This is a genomic window from Paramesorhizobium deserti (assembly GCF_001558695.1).
GTDB classification, from domain to species: Bacteria; Pseudomonadota; Alphaproteobacteria; order Rhizobiales; family Rhizobiaceae; genus Paramesorhizobium; species Paramesorhizobium deserti.
This window is the reverse complement of record NZ_LNTU01000012.1, coordinates 302,056-317,118: the sequence shown is the minus strand read 5'-3', so window position 1 is coordinate 317,118 and position 15,063 is coordinate 302,056. Positions and strand designations below refer to the sequence as shown.

General features: G+C 61.7%; 11 protein-coding genes. 6 read left to right on the top strand and 5 right to left on the bottom strand.

Annotated features, from left to right (window positions below; all coding sequences use genetic code 11):
- The first annotated feature begins 108 nt into the window (after positions 1-108).
- Both glmS and ATN84_RS10570 read left to right on the top strand, forming a co-directional pair.
- The gene (gene glmS / locus ATN84_RS10575; protein WP_068881606.1) at positions 109-1,932 is read left to right on the top strand and encodes a glutamine--fructose-6-phosphate transaminase (isomerizing); all 1,824 of its coding nucleotides are present in this window, start codon (positions 109-111) and stop codon (positions 1,930-1,932) included.
- Positions 1,933-2,118: 186 nt separating this feature from the next.
- Positions 2,119-2,790: a DUF502 domain-containing protein gene (locus ATN84_RS10570; protein WP_068881605.1), complete on the top strand. Its 672-nt coding sequence runs from the start codon at positions 2,119-2,121 to the stop codon at positions 2,788-2,790.
- 1 nt (position 2,791) lies between these two features.
- Here the strand turns inward: ATN84_RS10570 and recG are convergent, their stop codons facing one another.
- Complete coding sequence (gene recG / locus ATN84_RS10565) at positions 2,792-4,903, bottom strand: ATP-dependent DNA helicase RecG (RefSeq protein ID WP_068881977.1); 2,112 nt, start codon at positions 4,901-4,903, stop codon at positions 2,792-2,794.
- 123 nt (positions 4,904-5,026) lie between these two features.
- On the opposite strand from recG, the gene ATN84_RS10560 reads away from it, so the two are divergent.
- Both ATN84_RS10560 and mfd read left to right on the top strand, forming a co-directional pair.
- Entirely contained in the window at positions 5,027-5,320 is a 294-nt protein-coding gene (locus ATN84_RS10560; RefSeq protein WP_068881604.1) for an FAD assembly factor SdhE, read from the top strand.
- A 55-nt stretch (positions 5,321-5,375) separates the two neighbouring features.
- Positions 5,376-8,879, top strand: coding sequence for a transcription-repair coupling factor (gene mfd, locus ATN84_RS10555; RefSeq protein ID WP_068881603.1), 3,504 nt, complete (start codon positions 5,376-5,378; stop codon positions 8,877-8,879).
- A 39-nt stretch (positions 8,880-8,918) separates the two neighbouring features.
- Here mfd and ATN84_RS10550 read toward each other — a convergent pair whose 3' ends face one another.
- Positions 8,919-9,593, bottom strand: coding sequence for a DsbA family oxidoreductase (locus ATN84_RS10550; protein WP_153020202.1), 675 nt, complete (start codon positions 9,591-9,593; stop codon positions 8,919-8,921).
- A gap of 37 nt (positions 9,594-9,630) precedes the next feature.
- Entirely contained in the window at positions 9,631-11,454 is a 1,824-nt protein-coding gene (locus ATN84_RS10545; protein ID WP_068881601.1) for an extracellular solute-binding protein, read from the bottom strand.
- Between the two features lie 323 nt (positions 11,455-11,777).
- Here ATN84_RS10545 and ATN84_RS10540 point away from each other — a divergent pair, with 323 nt between their 5' ends.
- Positions 11,778-12,392, top strand: coding sequence for an invasion associated locus B family protein (locus ATN84_RS10540; protein ID WP_068881600.1), 615 nt, complete (start codon positions 11,778-11,780; stop codon positions 12,390-12,392).
- Between the two features lie 80 nt (positions 12,393-12,472).
- On the opposite strand, the gene hspQ is transcribed toward ATN84_RS10540, so the two are convergent.
- Positions 12,473-12,811 carry a heat shock protein HspQ gene (gene hspQ / locus ATN84_RS10535; protein WP_068881976.1) on the bottom strand — a complete coding sequence of 113 codons (339 nt, stop codon included), beginning with the start codon at positions 12,809-12,811 and terminating at the stop codon, positions 12,473-12,475.
- A gap of 100 nt (positions 12,812-12,911) precedes the next feature.
- Between hspQ and ATN84_RS10530 the strand changes: the two genes are divergently transcribed.
- A complete protein-coding gene (locus tag ATN84_RS10530) occupies positions 12,912-13,880 on the top strand; it encodes an AEC family transporter (RefSeq protein ID WP_068881599.1) in 969 nt (322 codons plus the stop codon).
- Here the strand turns inward: ATN84_RS10530 and ATN84_RS10525 are convergent.
- Positions 13,848-15,062 (bottom strand): UbiH/UbiF family hydroxylase, encoded by a 1,215-nt coding sequence (locus ATN84_RS10525; protein WP_068881598.1) that lies wholly within the window; start codon positions 15,060-15,062, stop codon positions 13,848-13,850. The genes ATN84_RS10530 and ATN84_RS10525 overlap by 33 nt on opposite strands.
- Position 15,063: the final 1 nt, after the last annotated feature.

Sequence of the window (15,063 nt, the reverse complement as noted above, 5' to 3'; positions counted from 1 at the left end):
TCTATTGTGAATATCCGAAGCGGTAATCGGCGGTTAGAGCATGTGCGAAAAGATCGGAACACGTTCCGGTCGCGCGGCTGATTTGGGTCAAGGGAAGGGATTGCTTTCATGTGTGGCATTATCGGCATTGTCGGAACAAGGCCCGTTGCACCGCTTCTGGTCGATGCGCTGAAGCGTCTTGAATATCGCGGCTATGATTCGGCCGGTGTCGCCACGCTGGAGGAAGGCGCGCTGGCCCGCCGCCGCGCCGAGGGCAAGCTGGTCAATCTGGAAAAGCGGCTCGCGTCGGACCCGCTCGACGGGATGATCGGCATCGGCCATACCCGCTGGGCCACCCATGGCGCGCCGACGGAGCGGAACGCTCATCCACATGCGACCGAGAAGCTCGCCGTCGTCCATAACGGGATCATCGAGAACTTCGCCGAATTGCGCGCGATGCTCGAATCCGACGGCTATCACTTCCAGACCGAGACCGATACCGAGGCCGTGGCGCAGTTGGTGACACGCGAGATGGACAACGGCAAGACGCCGGTTGAAGCCGTGCGCGAAAGCCTGTCGCAGCTCAAGGGCGCCTTCGCGCTGGCGATCCTCTTCACCGACGAGGACGATCTCCTGATCGCCGCCCGCAAGGGCTCGCCGCTCGCCATCGGCTATGGCGACGGCGAGATGTTCCTGGGTTCCGATGCCATCGCGCTTGCTCCCTTCACCGACACCGTCTCCTATCTCGACGACGGGGATTGGGCGGTCCTGACGCGCAACAGCGCGACCATCTATGATGAGAATGGCGCGGTGGTTTCCCGCGCGATCCAGAAATCCGCCGGCACGGCCTTTCTGGTCAACAAGGGCAACCACCGCCATTTCATGGAAAAGGAAATCCATGAGCAGCCGGAGGTCATCTCCCATACGCTCGCGCATTATCTGGATTTCACCAGCGGCAAGGCCAGGCCGGAGAGTGTCTCGGTCGATTTCTCCAAGATCGACCGGCTGGCGATCTCCGCCTGCGGCACCGCCTTCTACGCCGCTTCGATCGGCAAATACTGGTTCGAGCAGATCGCGCGCATGCCGGTCGATATCGATATCGCCTCGGAATTCCGCTATCGCGAAATGCCGCTGTCGAAGGACAGCCTCGCACTCTTCGTCTCGCAATCGGGCGAAACCGCCGACACGCTGGCGAGCCTGCGCTATTGCAAGAGCCAGGGCCTGAAGATCGCTGCAATCGTCAACGTGAAGGAATCGACCATCGCCCGGGAATCCGACGTGGTGTTCCCGACGCTCGCGGGGCCAGAGATCGGCGTCGCTTCGACCAAGGCTTTCACCTGCCAGCTCTCCGTTCTGGCTTCTCTCGCCATCAAGGCCGGCCGGGACCGCGGCACGATCGATGAAAAGGAAGAGCAGCGTCTCATCCGCCATCTCTCGGTCGCGCCGCGCTTCGCCAATGAGGTGCTGCGCCTTTCGCCGCAGATCGAGGCCGTCTGCCGCGAGCTTATGCTGGTCAAGCACGCGCTTTATCTCGGTCGCGGAACCAGCTTCCCGCTCGCCATGGAAGGCGCGCTGAAGCTGAAGGAGATCTCCTATATCCATGCCGAGGGCTATGCGGCCGGCGAATTGAAGCATGGGCCGATCGCGCTGATCGACGAGACCATGCCCGTCATCGTCATCGCGCCATATGACAAGCTCTATGAGAAGACCGTCTCCAATATGCAGGAGGTGGCGGCGCGCGGCGGGCGCATCATCCTGATCACCGATGCCAAGGGCGCGGCGCATGCCAATGTGAAGACGCTGGATACCATCGTCCTGCCTGACGTGCCGGAGATCATCGCGCCGTTGATCTACGCCCTGCCGATCCAGATGCTCGCCTATTACACCGCCGTTTTCATGGGCACGGATGTCGATCAGCCGCGCAATCTGGCGAAATCGGTCACCGTCGAATAGGACCCGGCCGTTTTCCCGCGATCCCGCCTGCGCCTTCGCATGTCCATCTGGACGTGCGGGCGCGGCATGGCTATTTGAATTGATGCTGGCCATCCGAAAACCGATTCCCGTTTTCCAGCCGATGTTGTAGATCAATTCCGATAATTTTCATGGGGCAGGGCCGATGCAATTGCTGGAGATAACGACATGATGCGGCTCAGGAACTATTTCCTGACCGGAATCGTCGTCACCGCCCCGGTCGCGATAACGGCCTATCTGGTATGGGCCTTTGTCGGATGGGTCGATGGCTGGGTAAAGCCGCTCATCCCGCACGCCTACAACCCGGATAATTATCTGCCGTTCACGGTGCCCGGCTTCGGGCTGATCGTCGCCGTTGTCCTGCTCACTCTCGTGGGCTTCCTGACCGCGAGCATTGTCGGCAGGGCTGTCATCCGGCTTGGCGAATATGTGCTCGACCGGATGCCGCTGGTGCGCAGCGTCTATCGCGGGCTGAAGCAGATCTTCGAAACCGTGCTTTCGGGAAAATCCAATACGTTCAAGCGCGTCGGCCTTATCGAATATCCGCGCAAGGGCATGTGGGCGATCGTGTTCCTCTCCACCGATGCCGAGGGCGAGGTTGCCGATACGCTGGAAGACAGAGCCGGGGAGACGACCGCCGTCTTCCTCCCGACCACACCCAACCCCACCTCGGGATTTCTGCTTTACGTCCCGAAATCCGACATCATCAATCTGTCGATGTCAGTGGAAGATGGCGCCAAGCTGGTCATCTCCGCCGGACTCGTCTCGCCCGAATTCCAGGCAAGGACCAAGGCGCTGGCGAAAGAGGCGGGTGCGGTTGTGGAAACGGAAGAGAGCTAAGCTAACCCGCCCGCAAAAGCCGTACCGCCTCATCTCGCCCGAAGAGATAGAGCAGGAGCCGCAACGCTGTGCCGCGCTCGCTCGCGAGATCCGGGTCGCGTTCGAGGATAAGCCGTGCATCCTTGCGGGCGACTTCCAGAAGATCGCCATGCGCCTCGATGGAGGCCAGACGGAAGCCGGGCGTTCCCGATTGGCGCGTACCCAAGAGTTCGCCTTCGCCGCGTAATTTGAGGTCCTCTTCCGCGATGCGGAAGCCGTCTTCCGTTTCGCGCATGACCTGCAATCTGGCGCGGGACACCTCGCCAAGCGGGCCTTTATAGAGCAAAAGACAGGTGGATGGCTTGTCGCCGCGCCCGACGCGACCGCGTAACTGGTGCAATTGCGCCAGCCCGAACCGTTCCGCATGCTCGATGACGATGACGGTGGCGTCGGGCACATCCACCCCCACCTCGATGACGGTCGTGGCGATGAGGATGCGCGTTTCGCCATTCTTGAAAGCACGCATCGCCTCGTCCTTCTCCGCGCCGCTCATGCGCCCGTGGATGAGGCCGATCTGCTCACCGAAAATGGGCTGCAGCGACTGGAAACGCTCTTCCGCCGAGGTGAGTTCGACGAGCTCCGATTCCTCCACCAGCGGGCAGATCCAGTAGATCTTCTGGCCGTCGGCGATTGCTCCGCGCATCCGCTCCACCAGCTCGTCCATCCGCTCCATGGGAATGGTGGCGGTGGTGATGGGGCGGCGTCCGGCCGGTTTTTCCGTAAGCTTCGAGACGTCCATATCGCCGAAGGCGGTCAGCACCAGCGTGCGTGGGATAGGCGTAGCGGTCATCACCAGCATGTCGGGTGCCGTGCCCTTGGCCGTCAGCTGCAGGCGCTGATGCACCCCGAAACGGTGCTGCTCGTCGATGATGGTGAGCACCAGATCGTGATATTCCACCTTTTCCTGGAAAAGCGCATGCGTGCCGATGATGATGTGGATATCGCCGCTTTTCAGGTCATCGAGGATCTGCTGGCGCTCGCGTCCTTTCTCGCGTCCCGTCAACAGCGCGGCCCTAAGTCCCGCTTTCTCGGCAATGGGCGCGATGGTGGCGTAATGCTGACGCGCCAGCACTTCCGTCGGCGCCATCAATGCTGATTGGCCGCCGGCCTCCGCCGCATGCGCCATGGCGAGGAGGCCGACCACGGTCTTGCCCGATCCGACATCGCCTTGCAGAAGCCGCAGCATGCGTTCCGGCTGCTTCAAATCGGTGATGATATCCTCGACCGCCTTTTGCTGGCTGTGGGTCAGCGAATAGGGCAGGGCCTCCAGCACTTGGTTGACCAAGCGCCCGTCACCGTCGAGCGGCCTACCGGAGAGTTTGCGCGTCTTGAGCCGCACCAGCGCCAGCGCAAGCTGGCCGGCCAGAAACTCGTCATAGGCGAGCCGGCGTCTCGCCGGGCTTTCCGGCGCGATGTCGGCGGGCTCTTCCGGCTGATGCAGCGTTCGGAGTGCCTCTTCATGGCTGAGAAACCGTTCACGCGTCAGAAGCGCCGGCTCGACCCACTCGGGCAGCGGTGGAATGCGCGTCAGCGCCTCGCGGATGGCGCGCGTCAGTGTCTTCGGCGAAAGGCCTGATGTCAGCGGATAGATGGGTTCGACCAGTGGCAGTGACGCCGCATCCTCGATGCTGGCGATATGATCGGGGTGCACCATGGAGGCGCGCCCGTTGAACCATTCCATCCGGCCGGAGACGATAACCGTCTCGCCCACCGGCATGGTTCTCTCCAGCCAGGGCTGCTGCGCGTGAAAGAAGACGAGCGCAATTTCGCCGGTATCGTCATGGCAGAAGACGCGGTGCGGGACATTGCTGCGCCCGCGCGGCGCCGGCTGGTGGCGGTCGACGCGCACTTCCAGCGTGACGATGGCACCTTCCTGCGCAAAGGCGATGCCGGGACGGTTGCGCCGGTCGATGACGCTGTGCGGCGGCAGGAAGAGAAGCTGGCCGACACGCGGCTCGGATGCCCCGGGTCCCTCCGTTCCAAGCAGCTTCGCCAGCAGGACTGCCACTTTCGGGCCGACGCCGGAAAGCGAACGGACCGAGGCGAAGAAGGGATCGAGCAGGGACGGACGCATGACATGGAGCTTTAACGCGTTCGTTTCGCCTTGCAAGGCTGACACGCGCTTCATCCCGCGCTATATGCACCGCAGCACCTTTTCCGCTTCGATGGTTGAGCGGCAATCCGGAGACATAACGGTATGACGGGCAGCACGCGCACGAGCGCTGATCTCGACCCAAGGCGACGCAAGCTCCTGTTCCGCTCCTGGCACAGGGGCATGCGCGAGATGGACCTCATTCTCGGCCAATATGCCGATGAATATATCGCGCAAATGGCGCAAGCCGATCTCGATGAATATGAGCGGCTGATGGAGGTGCTCGACCGCGATCTCCTGAAATGGGTGACGGGCGAGGCCGCCACGCCCGGAGAATACGACACGCCGCTCTTCCGCGACATCATCGCTTTCCGCCAAAAACATTTCCAGCAAGAATGAGAAGCGGTTTCGCGTTCGGAACTGCGTGAAACAAGTGAAATTCTGAAATAAAACCATGCCTGTCTTTTCGAAAATCGGACTGAAACCCGGCCTCGCGCGCCACATCGTCATCGATGGCGTGGCGGATGGGTATGAGGCGTTCGCGCTCGCGCGCATCGTCGAGGAAATGGGCGAGGGCGGTCCGGTCCTCTTCATCGTGCGCGATGGCCAGCGCGCCGCCGATATCGAGCAGGTGCTGGGCTTCGTTCGCCCCGAGCTTCCAATCCTAAATTTCCCGGCCTGGGACTGCCTGCCCTATGACCGCGTGTCTCCGGGCGCTGATGCCGCTGCCCGCCGGCTGGCGGCGATGGCAGGCATGGCCGCGCTTGCCTCAAAGAAGCATCCCGGCATCATCCTGGCGACCGCCAATGCCGTACTGCAGAAGCTGCCGCCGCGCGACGCCATCGCGGGGCAAGTCTTCGTGGCGCGCCCCGGCAACCGGGTCGACATGAACGAACTGGTGCAACGCCTTGAAAGAAATGGCTTCGAGCGTGTTCCGACGGTGCGCGATGTCGGCGAATTCGCCGTGCGCGGCGGCATTCTCGATCTCTATGCGCCGGGCGCGGAGGAGCCGCTGCGCCTCGATTTCTTCGGCGACACGCTGGAATCGATTCGCGCCTTCGATCCGGCGTCGCAACGCACCACCGGCACAGCCAAGGAATTCTCCCTCCAGCCGATGAGCGAGGTGACTTTGTCACCCGATGCGATCAGCCGATTCCGCACCAATTATGTTCAGGCCTTCGGTGCGCCCTTGCGTGACGATGCGCTCTATCAGGCGATCAGCGAGGGTCGGCGCTTTGCCGGCATGGAGCACTGGCTGCCGCTCTTCTACGATGAGCTGGAAACGATCTTCGACCACGCCGGCGAAATGCCCATCGTATTCGATCATCTGGCGCATGAGGCGCTGGCCGAACGCCACAAGATGGTGCTTGACCACTATGAGGCGCGCAAGCGCCAGGGGGAGGGCAAGGAGCCGGGCGATGCCGTGCCCTACAAGCCGGTCGCGCCATCGACGCTCTATCTCTCGCCCGAGGCCATAGAGCGCGCCGCCGCGGAAGCCGGACCCCGCATCGATCTGACGCCCTTCGGCCAGCCGGATATGGCTGGACGTCTCGTCATCCATGCCGATGTGCATAAGGGCCGCAACTTCGCCGAGGAACGCGCCGCCAAGGACACAAACCTCTTCGAAAGCGTCGTCAGCTATATCGGAACTCTGCGCGCCGACGGCAAGAAGGTGCTGCTGGCAGCCTGGAGCGAAGGCTCGCTCGACCGCCTGACGCAGGTCCTGGACGAGCATGGGCTCGAAAAGATCGAAACGGTTGAGAACCTCGGCACAGTCAAGGCGCTGTCGCGCGACAAGATCACGGCCACGGTTCTCTTCATCGAAAGCGGCTTCGACGCCGGCGATCTCGTCGTGGTCGCCGAACAGGATATCCTTGGCGACCGGCTGGTGCGCCATTCGAAGCGCCGCAAGCGTGACCGCGATTTCATCAGCGAGGTCGGCGCGCTTGCCGCGGGCGATATCGTCGTCCATGTCGATCATGGCATCGGCCGATTCGTCGGTCTGCGCACCATCACAGCCGCCGGCGCGCCGCATGACTGTCTGGAACTGCATTATGCGGGCGACGACCGGCTGTTTCTGCCGGTCGAAAATATCGAGCTTCTTTCCCGCTATGGTTCGGAAGGCTCGGAAGCGGTGCTCGACAAGCTCGGCGGCGGCGCATGGCAGGCGCGTAAAGCACGGCTCAAGAAGCGGCTTCTCGAGATCGCCGGCCATCTGATCCGTATCGCCGCAGAACGCCAGATGCGCGGCGCGCCGGTGTTGACCCCACCAGACGGCGTCTATGGCGAATTCGCCGCGCGCTTCCCCTATGACGAGACCGAGGACCAGCAGACCGCGATCGACGCCGTATTCGAGGATTTGGCCGAGGGCAAGCCGATGGACCGCTTGATCTGCGGCGATGTCGGCTTCGGCAAGACGGAAGTGGCGCTACGCGCCGCCTTCATCGCGGCGCTTAACGGCTATCAGGTGGCGGTGGTCGTGCCGACGACGCTTCTGTCCCGCCAGCACTACAAGACGTTCTCGTCGCGTTTCCACGGGCTGCCCATCCGCGTCGCCCAGGCTTCGCGCCTCGTAGGCAGCAAAGAACTCGCCCAGGTCAAGAAAGAGACCGCCGAAGGCAAGATCGATATCGTCGTCGGCACTCATGCGCTGCTGGGGCAGGGCATCAAGTTCAACAATCTCGGGCTTCTCATCATCGACGAGGAGCAGCATTTCGGCGTCAAGCACAAGGAGCGGCTGAAGGAGCTGAAATCCGACATCCACGTGCTGACGCTTTCGGCAACGCCGATCCCGCGCACCCTCCAACTGGCGCTGACCGGCGTGCGCGAACTCTCGCTCATCACCACGCCGCCGGTCGACCGTATGGCGGTGCGCACCTTCGTCTCACCCTTCGATCCGCTGGTCATCCGCGAGACGCTGCTGCGCGAGCGCTATCGCGGCGGCCAGAGCTTCTATGTCTGCCCGCGCATCTCGGATTTGACCGAGGTGAAGGAGTTCCTCGACGCCCATGTGCCGGAGCTGAAAGTCGCCGTCGCCCATGGCCAGATGCCGCCGGGCGAGCTCGACGACATCATGAACGCCTTCTACGACGGCCAGTATGACGTGCTGCTCTCGACCACGATCGTCGAATCGGGTCTCGATATCCCGACCGCCAACACCATGATCATTCATCGTGCCGACATGTTCGGCCTGGCGCAGCTTTATCAGCTACGCGGCCGTGTCGGGCGTTCCAAGCAGCGCGCTTTCGCGCTCTTCACCCTGCCGCCCAATAAGATGCTGACGCCGAACGCCGAGCGCCGACTGAAAGTGCTGCAGTCGCTCGACACACTGGGTGCTGGCTTCCAACTGGCGAGCCACGACATGGATATCCGCGGCGCAGGCAATCTCCTGGGCGAGGAGCAATCCGGCCATATCAAGGAAGTCGGCTTCGAGCTTTACCAGCAGATGCTGGAGGAGGCCGTGGCCGAGCTCAAGGGTACGGGCGAGGTCGAGGACGCGCACTGGTCGCCGCAGATTTCCATCGGCACGGCCGTCATGATCCCCGAGAGCTACGTGCCGGACCTGCAATTGCGCCTAGGCCTCTATCGCCGTCTCGCTGATCTGGAGGAGCCGCAGGAGATCGACGGCTTCGGCGCGGAATTGATCGACCGCTTCGGCCCGCTGCCGGACGAGGTCCAGCATCTCCTGAAGATCGTCTTCATCAAGGCACTGTGCCGCAAGGCGAATGTCGAGAAGCTTGACGCAGGGCCGAAGGGCGCCGTCATCCAGTTCCGCAACAAGACGTTCCCGAATCCGGCAGCGCTGGTGAAGATGATCGGCGAGCAGGGCTCGATGGCGAAGATCCGCCCGGATCAGGGTGTCGTCTTCATCCGCGACTGGCCGACACCGGAAAAGCGCCTCAACGGCGCGGCGGTGATCATGACGCAGTTGGCGAAGATCAGTGAGATAGGGAAATAGCGAGTAGTGAGATAGTGAAGGGTGTATCTTCTACCTCACTCAACGATCCTCAGCCAGCCCCGGCTCGAACCCGTCGGCCGCCTGACGGATGGCATCGGCGAGCACATCGGCCGGTTGCGCGCCCATAACTGCATATTTCTGGTCGATGATGAAGCAGGGGACGCCGCGCACGCCGATGCGCTGGGCGGTTTCGATCTCCTGCCTGACGCTTTCGCGGTCGGCGTCGGTCGCGAGCAGGGACGCCACGACCTGGCCATCCATTCCTGATGCGGAAGCTGCATCAACCAGCACCTCGTGATCGCCGATATTGAGCCCCTGTTCGAAGTAGAACGAGAAAAGCTTGCCCACCAGCTGGTCCTGTGTTCCGGGCCCGGCCTGCGACGCCCATTGGATGACGCGATGCGCGTCGAGCGTGTTAGGAGATACCTCTATGGCGTCGAAATCGAACTCGATGCCTTCTTTTTCGCCGATCTTTATCAACTGGTCGTGCATCTCGTCGGATCGCGACGTGCTGCCGAACTTGTCCTTGAGATAGGCCTTGCGGTCCTTGCCGCCGGGCGGAATGGTGGGATCGAGCTGGAACGGCCGCCAGCGGACGATCACCTCGATCTCGGGCAGGAGATCGAGCGCGCTCTCCAGCCGCTTGCGGCCGACGAAGCACCATGGGCACACCACGTCGGAAACGACGTCGATGGTGATCTGCTTGTTCATTATTTGCCGCTCTCCAATGTGATTGCTGCTCCCCTGCCGCCTATGTGGGGTCATGCCACCATGTTGGCAACTGGAATCCATAGAGAGACGGGTTTTCCGGATGCTTTATCCGCGACCATCGCGCGATCCATTGCTTCGGCAGATGGTAGAGCGGGATATAATAGCTGCCGGAGATGAGGACGCGGTCGAGCGCGCGCACCGCGCTGACGAAATCTTCCTGGCTGCGGGCTTCCAGCAGCGCCTCGATCATCGCATCGACGGCGGGATCCGCGACGCCCGCATAGTTGAAGCTCCCCTGGGCATTGCGCGAGGCCGAACCCCAGCGCGCCCATTGCTCGTCACCCGGCGAAAGCGATGCCGTCAAGGCGCCGAGGATCATATCGTAATCGAAGGTCTGCAGACGTTGCTGGTACTGTGCGTCGTCAACCGTGCGGATCGTGGTGGCAATGCCGAGCCGCTGCAGCGTGCGGGCATAGGAGAGGCTGACCTTCTCCTCCTCCGTCGTCCGCGTCATGATCTCGAAGGTGAACGGATTGCCTGATGGATCGAACGCTGTGCCGTCGTGAAAGGTGAAGCCGGCCTGCTTGAGCAGCTCATAGGCTTTCTTGGCCGTCTCGCGGTCGCGGCCGCTGCCGTCGGTCGTCGGTGGGCGATAGGTGCCGTTCATGACGTCGGGCAGCACATTGCCGGGGAATTCCGCCAGAAGGGCCTTTTCCCGCGCATCCGCCGGGTGGCCGATCGAGGAAAGAACTGAACCGTCCCAGAAGCCGGCGGTCCGCTCGTAAAGGCCGGCGAAAAGATTGCGATTGGCCCATTCGAAATCGAACAGCTCGGAAAGCGCCCGCCTGACACGGGCGTCGGCGAATTTCTCCCGCCGCGTGTTGAAGACGAAACCAAGCATGTTGGCCGGCGTCCCCTTGGAAAAGCTGTCCTTGACGACGCGTCCCTGCGCGACGGCCGGAAAATCGTAGGATTTCTCCCAGCGGATCGGGTCGCCCTCGATCAGGATATCGACAATGCCTTTCTTGAACGCCTCGAAAAGGGCGGTCTCGTTGCGGAAATATTCGACCGTGATCGTATCGTAATTGTCGAAGCCGCGCTTGGAAGGCAGGTCCTTGCCCCAATAGTCCGGATTGCGCTTGTAGACGATGCGCTCGCCCGGCTGCACCCTATCAACGAGATAGGGGCCGCTGCCGATCGGGGCCTTGAGCGAGGCGTTGCCGAACGTGTCAGGGTCGATGGCATGTTTGGGCAGAACCGGCATCGTCGAGGCAACGAGCAGCGGAAACTCGCGATTCGACTTGTCGTTGAAGGTGAAACGGACACCGTGTTCGCCGACTTTTTCGATGCTGGCGATTCGGTCCATGCGGTTGTTGAAGGGCGGGCGGCCTTTCTCCGTCAGCAGCTGATAGGTGAATATGAGGTCGTCCACCGTGATCGGTTGGCCATCGGACCACCTGGCTTGTGGATTGAGCCCGAACTCGATCCATTTGCGGTCGGGATCCATCTCCACCTTTTCGGCGATCAGACCGTAGAGCGTGAAAGCTTCGTCGCGCGAGCGCTGCATCAGCGGCTCGAAGACCAGGTTCCCATATTCCTGATCGAGGAAGAGGCCGCGTGCCGTGGTGCGCATGCTTTTCAGCACGAACGGATTGAGGCTGTCGAAGGTGCCGACGACGCCATAGGTCATGCTGCCGCCTTTTGGCGCATCGGGATTGGCGGAGGGAAAATGGCTGAAATCGGCGGGCAGGGCCGGCTCACCATGCATGGCGATGCCGTAGGTCGGCTCGGCCTGGGCCGATACCGGGCCAGCGAGGCCGATTGCCGTGGCGATGAATATGTTTCGGATAAATCTGCCGAGCATTTCGGTGTTTCCAGTTCCCGCAACCTGCCTTGGCCGCTGATTCGCGGCCAAAACTAACATGGCTCTTATAAGAGGAAATATGGTAGGTTGTTGGTAGACGCGAATATGGCACGCTCTTGGTCCAGGCGCCGGTTTCCTCCCAAAAGGGGCTCACGTCGGATAAAACGACGCTGGATTTGCTGGAGCAAGCAGTGTAACACCGCCTGCGAGTTGGGTCCTGAACCTAAAGGTCACGCTGTTGCCGCATTTGGGCACCACTGACTGGCCAAACTGCGACCATCAATGGAAACCGAGATCAGAGTGTTGAAAGGAACCTGTTGATCATGTCCATGACGAAGACATACGCTGCCGCCTCTGCCGTTGCTGGCGCGTTCGCCTTGCTTGCAACCGCGACCCTTCCGGCGTCTGCGCAGCAGCCTCCGCAGGGATGGTTCAAGGTTTGCTCGAAGCAGGAAGACAATGACATCTGCAACACGCAGAATATCGTCACCGCCGATTCCGGCCAGCTGCTGACAGCGGTCAACCTGATCGAGATCAAGGGCAAGATCAACCGCAAGATCTTCCAGGTTTCCGTTCCCACCGGCCGTCTGATCCAGGCGGGCGTCGGCTTGCAGATCGATGCCAACAAGACGCAGAAGATCGATTACGGCATCTGCTTCCCGGACCGCTGCATCGCCGAAGTCGCTCTGTCCGACGATCTGGTCAATGCACTGAAGAAGGGCGGCAAGCTCACCCTGACCTCCGTCAATTTCCAGAACAAGCCGAACCCGATCAGCGTTTCGCTCACCGGTTTCTCGCAGGCGTTGACTGGTCCGGGCCTGCAGCAGCCGGAACTGGAAGCCCGCCAGAAAGAGCTCCAGGAAGCGGTTCAGAAACGCCAGAAGGAATTCGAGGCCAAGATGAAGGCGGAGCAGGAAAAGGCCAAGGCCGGCAACTGATCTGACCAAGCCTCAACGAATGGAAAAGGGACGCCGTGAGCGTCCCTTTTTATTTGTGATGAGGCCCGCGCGAGCAGTCCTCAATGCGCGTGCTGCGCCTTGACCCTGTAGACACCATTTTCCACTTTCTCGAACAGATCCTTTATCTGTGGATGGCGCAGCGGCTCGCCGCTGTTGTCCGGCAGGAGATTCTGTTCCGAGACATAGGCGATATATTCGCTTTCCGCGTTTTCGGCGAGCAGATGGTAGAAAGGCTGATCGCGGCGCGGCCGCACGTCTTCGGGGATCGATTGATACCATTCTTCGGTATTGGCAAATTCCGGATCGACATCGAATATGACGCCGCGAAAGGGAAAGAGCCGATGCTTCACAACCTGCCCGATCTGAAATTTTGCATGCTTGATCTGTGTTATGCCCATCGTCTTTGATATCACAACCATATGCTGAGCCCAGGTTGATCCAGACCTATCAGTCATTAGCACATTTGTATCCATTAAAAATCAACGGTTTGCTTAACTGATGGTCAGCATCCTCAACCTTGTTCTACCTTTCTTCGGATTGATATTCATCGGTTTTGTCGTTGCCCGCATCACCCGGCAGCCTGTCGAGGCGCTGGGCTGGATGAACACCTTTATTATCTATGTGGCGTTGCCGGCTCTGTTTTTCCAGCTTTTGTCGAAAACGCCGGTAGCCGAGCTCACACAGTGGCGGTTCGTCGTCGGGACCACTCTATCGACCTTCGCCATATTCCTGCTGATGTTCGCAATCGCCATGGTGCGGTCGCGACGCGATATTGCGAGCAGCACCATCGAAGGGCTTGCCGCCGCCTATGGCAATATCGGCTATATGGGGCCGGGCTTGGCGCTGCTTGCCTTCGGGCCGGTCGCTGCCGTTCCAGTCGCCATGATCTTCTGCTTTGACAACATGCTGCATTTCACCGTCGCGCCGCTGATGATGGCGCTTGCCGGCGATGAGAAGCGCGGGCCTCTGGCGCTGATGCGCGACGTGGTGCTGAAGATCGTCACCCATCCGTTCATCATCGCCACCATCGTCAGCATCACCGCCGCAGCCTTTCAACTGCAGCCCCCGGCCGCCGTGGCACGCATGATCGAGTTTCTCGCCGGCGCCGCCGCGCCCTGTGCGCTGTTCGCCATGGGCGTTTCCCTGGCCTTGCGGCCGGTGAAGCGTGTGCCGAAGGAGCTTTACCTGATCGTGCCGATCAAGCTGATCCTGCATCCGCTGATCGTCTATGTCGCGCTCAATCTCATAGGCAGTTTCCCGCCCGTCTGGGTATTCTCGGCCATGCTGATGGCGGCGCTGCCGACGGCTACCAATGTGTTCGTCATCGCCCAGCAATATGGCGTCTGGGTCGAGCGCGCCTCTACCAGTATCCTGGCGACCACCGTCATCTCGGTGGTCACGCTGACGGCGCTGCTTTATTGCATCAAGGAAGGGCTATTGCCGCCCGACTTTCTGATCGCCCGATGAGAAGATGCTGCCGAAGCCGCTGCCGGGGCGCATGCCCTCGCGCATGAAGAAGCCGCGCAGCGGCGCAAACGAGCGCAGGAGCTCCAGCCCCAGGCTGCGCGCGACCTGCGCCGGCAGGAAACCCGTCAGCAGCGAGCGGTTCAGCGCGTCGACCGAGCCCGTGCGCGCCAGGACATCAGGCCGCCGCAGCCGGTCATAGGCACGGGTGACGTGGTCCGATCCCGCATCGTCCGGATCGGCCTTCAATGCCTTCAGAAGCGTTTCGACATCGCGGATGCCGAGATTGAGTCCCTGAGCGCCGATCGGCGGGAAGACATGCGCGGCCTCGCCGACGAGAATGGTGCGGTTGGCGGCGAAGGCGGTCGGCACCAGCCCCGAGAGCGGCCAGGCCTGCTGCTTAGTTTCGACCGTGACCTTGCCGAGCATGGAGCTCATCCGCTCCTCGACATGGTCCGCCAGCGCGTCCGGCTCGAGCGCCATCAGCCTGTCGGCAAGCGCCGGATTGGCGACCCAGACGAGGCTGGACCTGCGGCTGGGCAGGGGAACCTGGGTGAACGGACCATCTTCCGTATGGAATTCGGTCGAGATATTCTCGTGCCCAAGCGCATGGGCGAAGGAGAGCACGACCGCCGTCTGCGGATAATTCCAGCGCCGGGTGCGGATGCCGGCCGCTTCCCGGGCCAGCGAGGCGCGCCCGTCGCAGGCGACGAGAAGTTGCGTGGAGAGCTTCTCCCCGTCTTCCGTTTCGATGACCACTTGGTCGGCCGCATGGCTGTAGGTGGCCGCCGGCGAAAGGACGCGCCTGATCCGCGGCTCGGCGTCGACGGCATCGGCAAGAACCTTGTTCAGGACCGTGTTCGGCATATTGTAGCCGAATGCCGTCTCGCCGATCTCGCCGGCGTGGAAGGTCACGGTGGGGCTCCGGATCAGCCGGCGGGTGGCGTCGACGATCCGCATCGTGGCAAGCGGCGCCGCTTCCGGTGAAATCGCGTTCCAGACGCCCAATTGCTCCAGAAACGCGATCGCCGGCATCATCAGTGCCGTGGTGCGCTGATCATTTTCGCTTACCGCCGGGCCGACGAGCGCCACTGCATGCCCTTTGGCTGCAAGCGCCAGGGCCGCGATCATTCCCGCCGGACCACCGCCCGCAACAACGATTTCCTTCTCAATCCTGCCGACCATC

What these genes read in the sequence shown, in the direction of transcription:
- glmS (WP_068881606.1), top strand. Translation starts at nt 109, where the DNA reads ATGTGTGGCATTATCGGCATTGTCGGAACAAGGCCCGTTGCACCGCTT.
- ATN84_RS10570 (WP_068881605.1), top strand. Translation starts at nt 2,119, where the DNA reads ATGATGCGGCTCAGGAACTATTTCCTGACCGGAATCGTCGTCACCGCC.
- recG (WP_068881977.1), bottom strand. Translation starts at nt 4,903, where the DNA reads ATGCGTCCGTCCCTGCTCGATCCCTTCTTCGCCTCGGTCCGTTCGCTT.
- ATN84_RS10560 (WP_068881604.1), top strand. Translation starts at nt 5,027, where the DNA reads ATGACGGGCAGCACGCGCACGAGCGCTGATCTCGACCCAAGGCGACGC.
- mfd (WP_068881603.1), top strand. Translation starts at nt 5,376, where the DNA reads ATGCCTGTCTTTTCGAAAATCGGACTGAAACCCGGCCTCGCGCGCCAC.
- ATN84_RS10545 (WP_068881601.1), bottom strand. Translation starts at nt 11,454, where the DNA reads ATGCTCGGCAGATTTATCCGAAACATATTCATCGCCACGGCAATCGGC.
- ATN84_RS10540 (WP_068881600.1), top strand. Translation starts at nt 11,778, where the DNA reads ATGTCCATGACGAAGACATACGCTGCCGCCTCTGCCGTTGCTGGCGCG.
- hspQ (WP_068881976.1), bottom strand. Translation starts at nt 12,811, where the DNA reads ATGGGCATAACACAGATCAAGCATGCAAAATTTCAGATCGGGCAGGTT.
- ATN84_RS10530 (WP_068881599.1), top strand. Translation starts at nt 12,912, where the DNA reads ATGGTCAGCATCCTCAACCTTGTTCTACCTTTCTTCGGATTGATATTC.
- ATN84_RS10525 (WP_068881598.1), bottom strand. Translation starts at nt 15,062, where the DNA reads ATGGTCGGCAGGATTGAGAAGGAAATCGTTGTTGCGGGCGGTGGTCCG.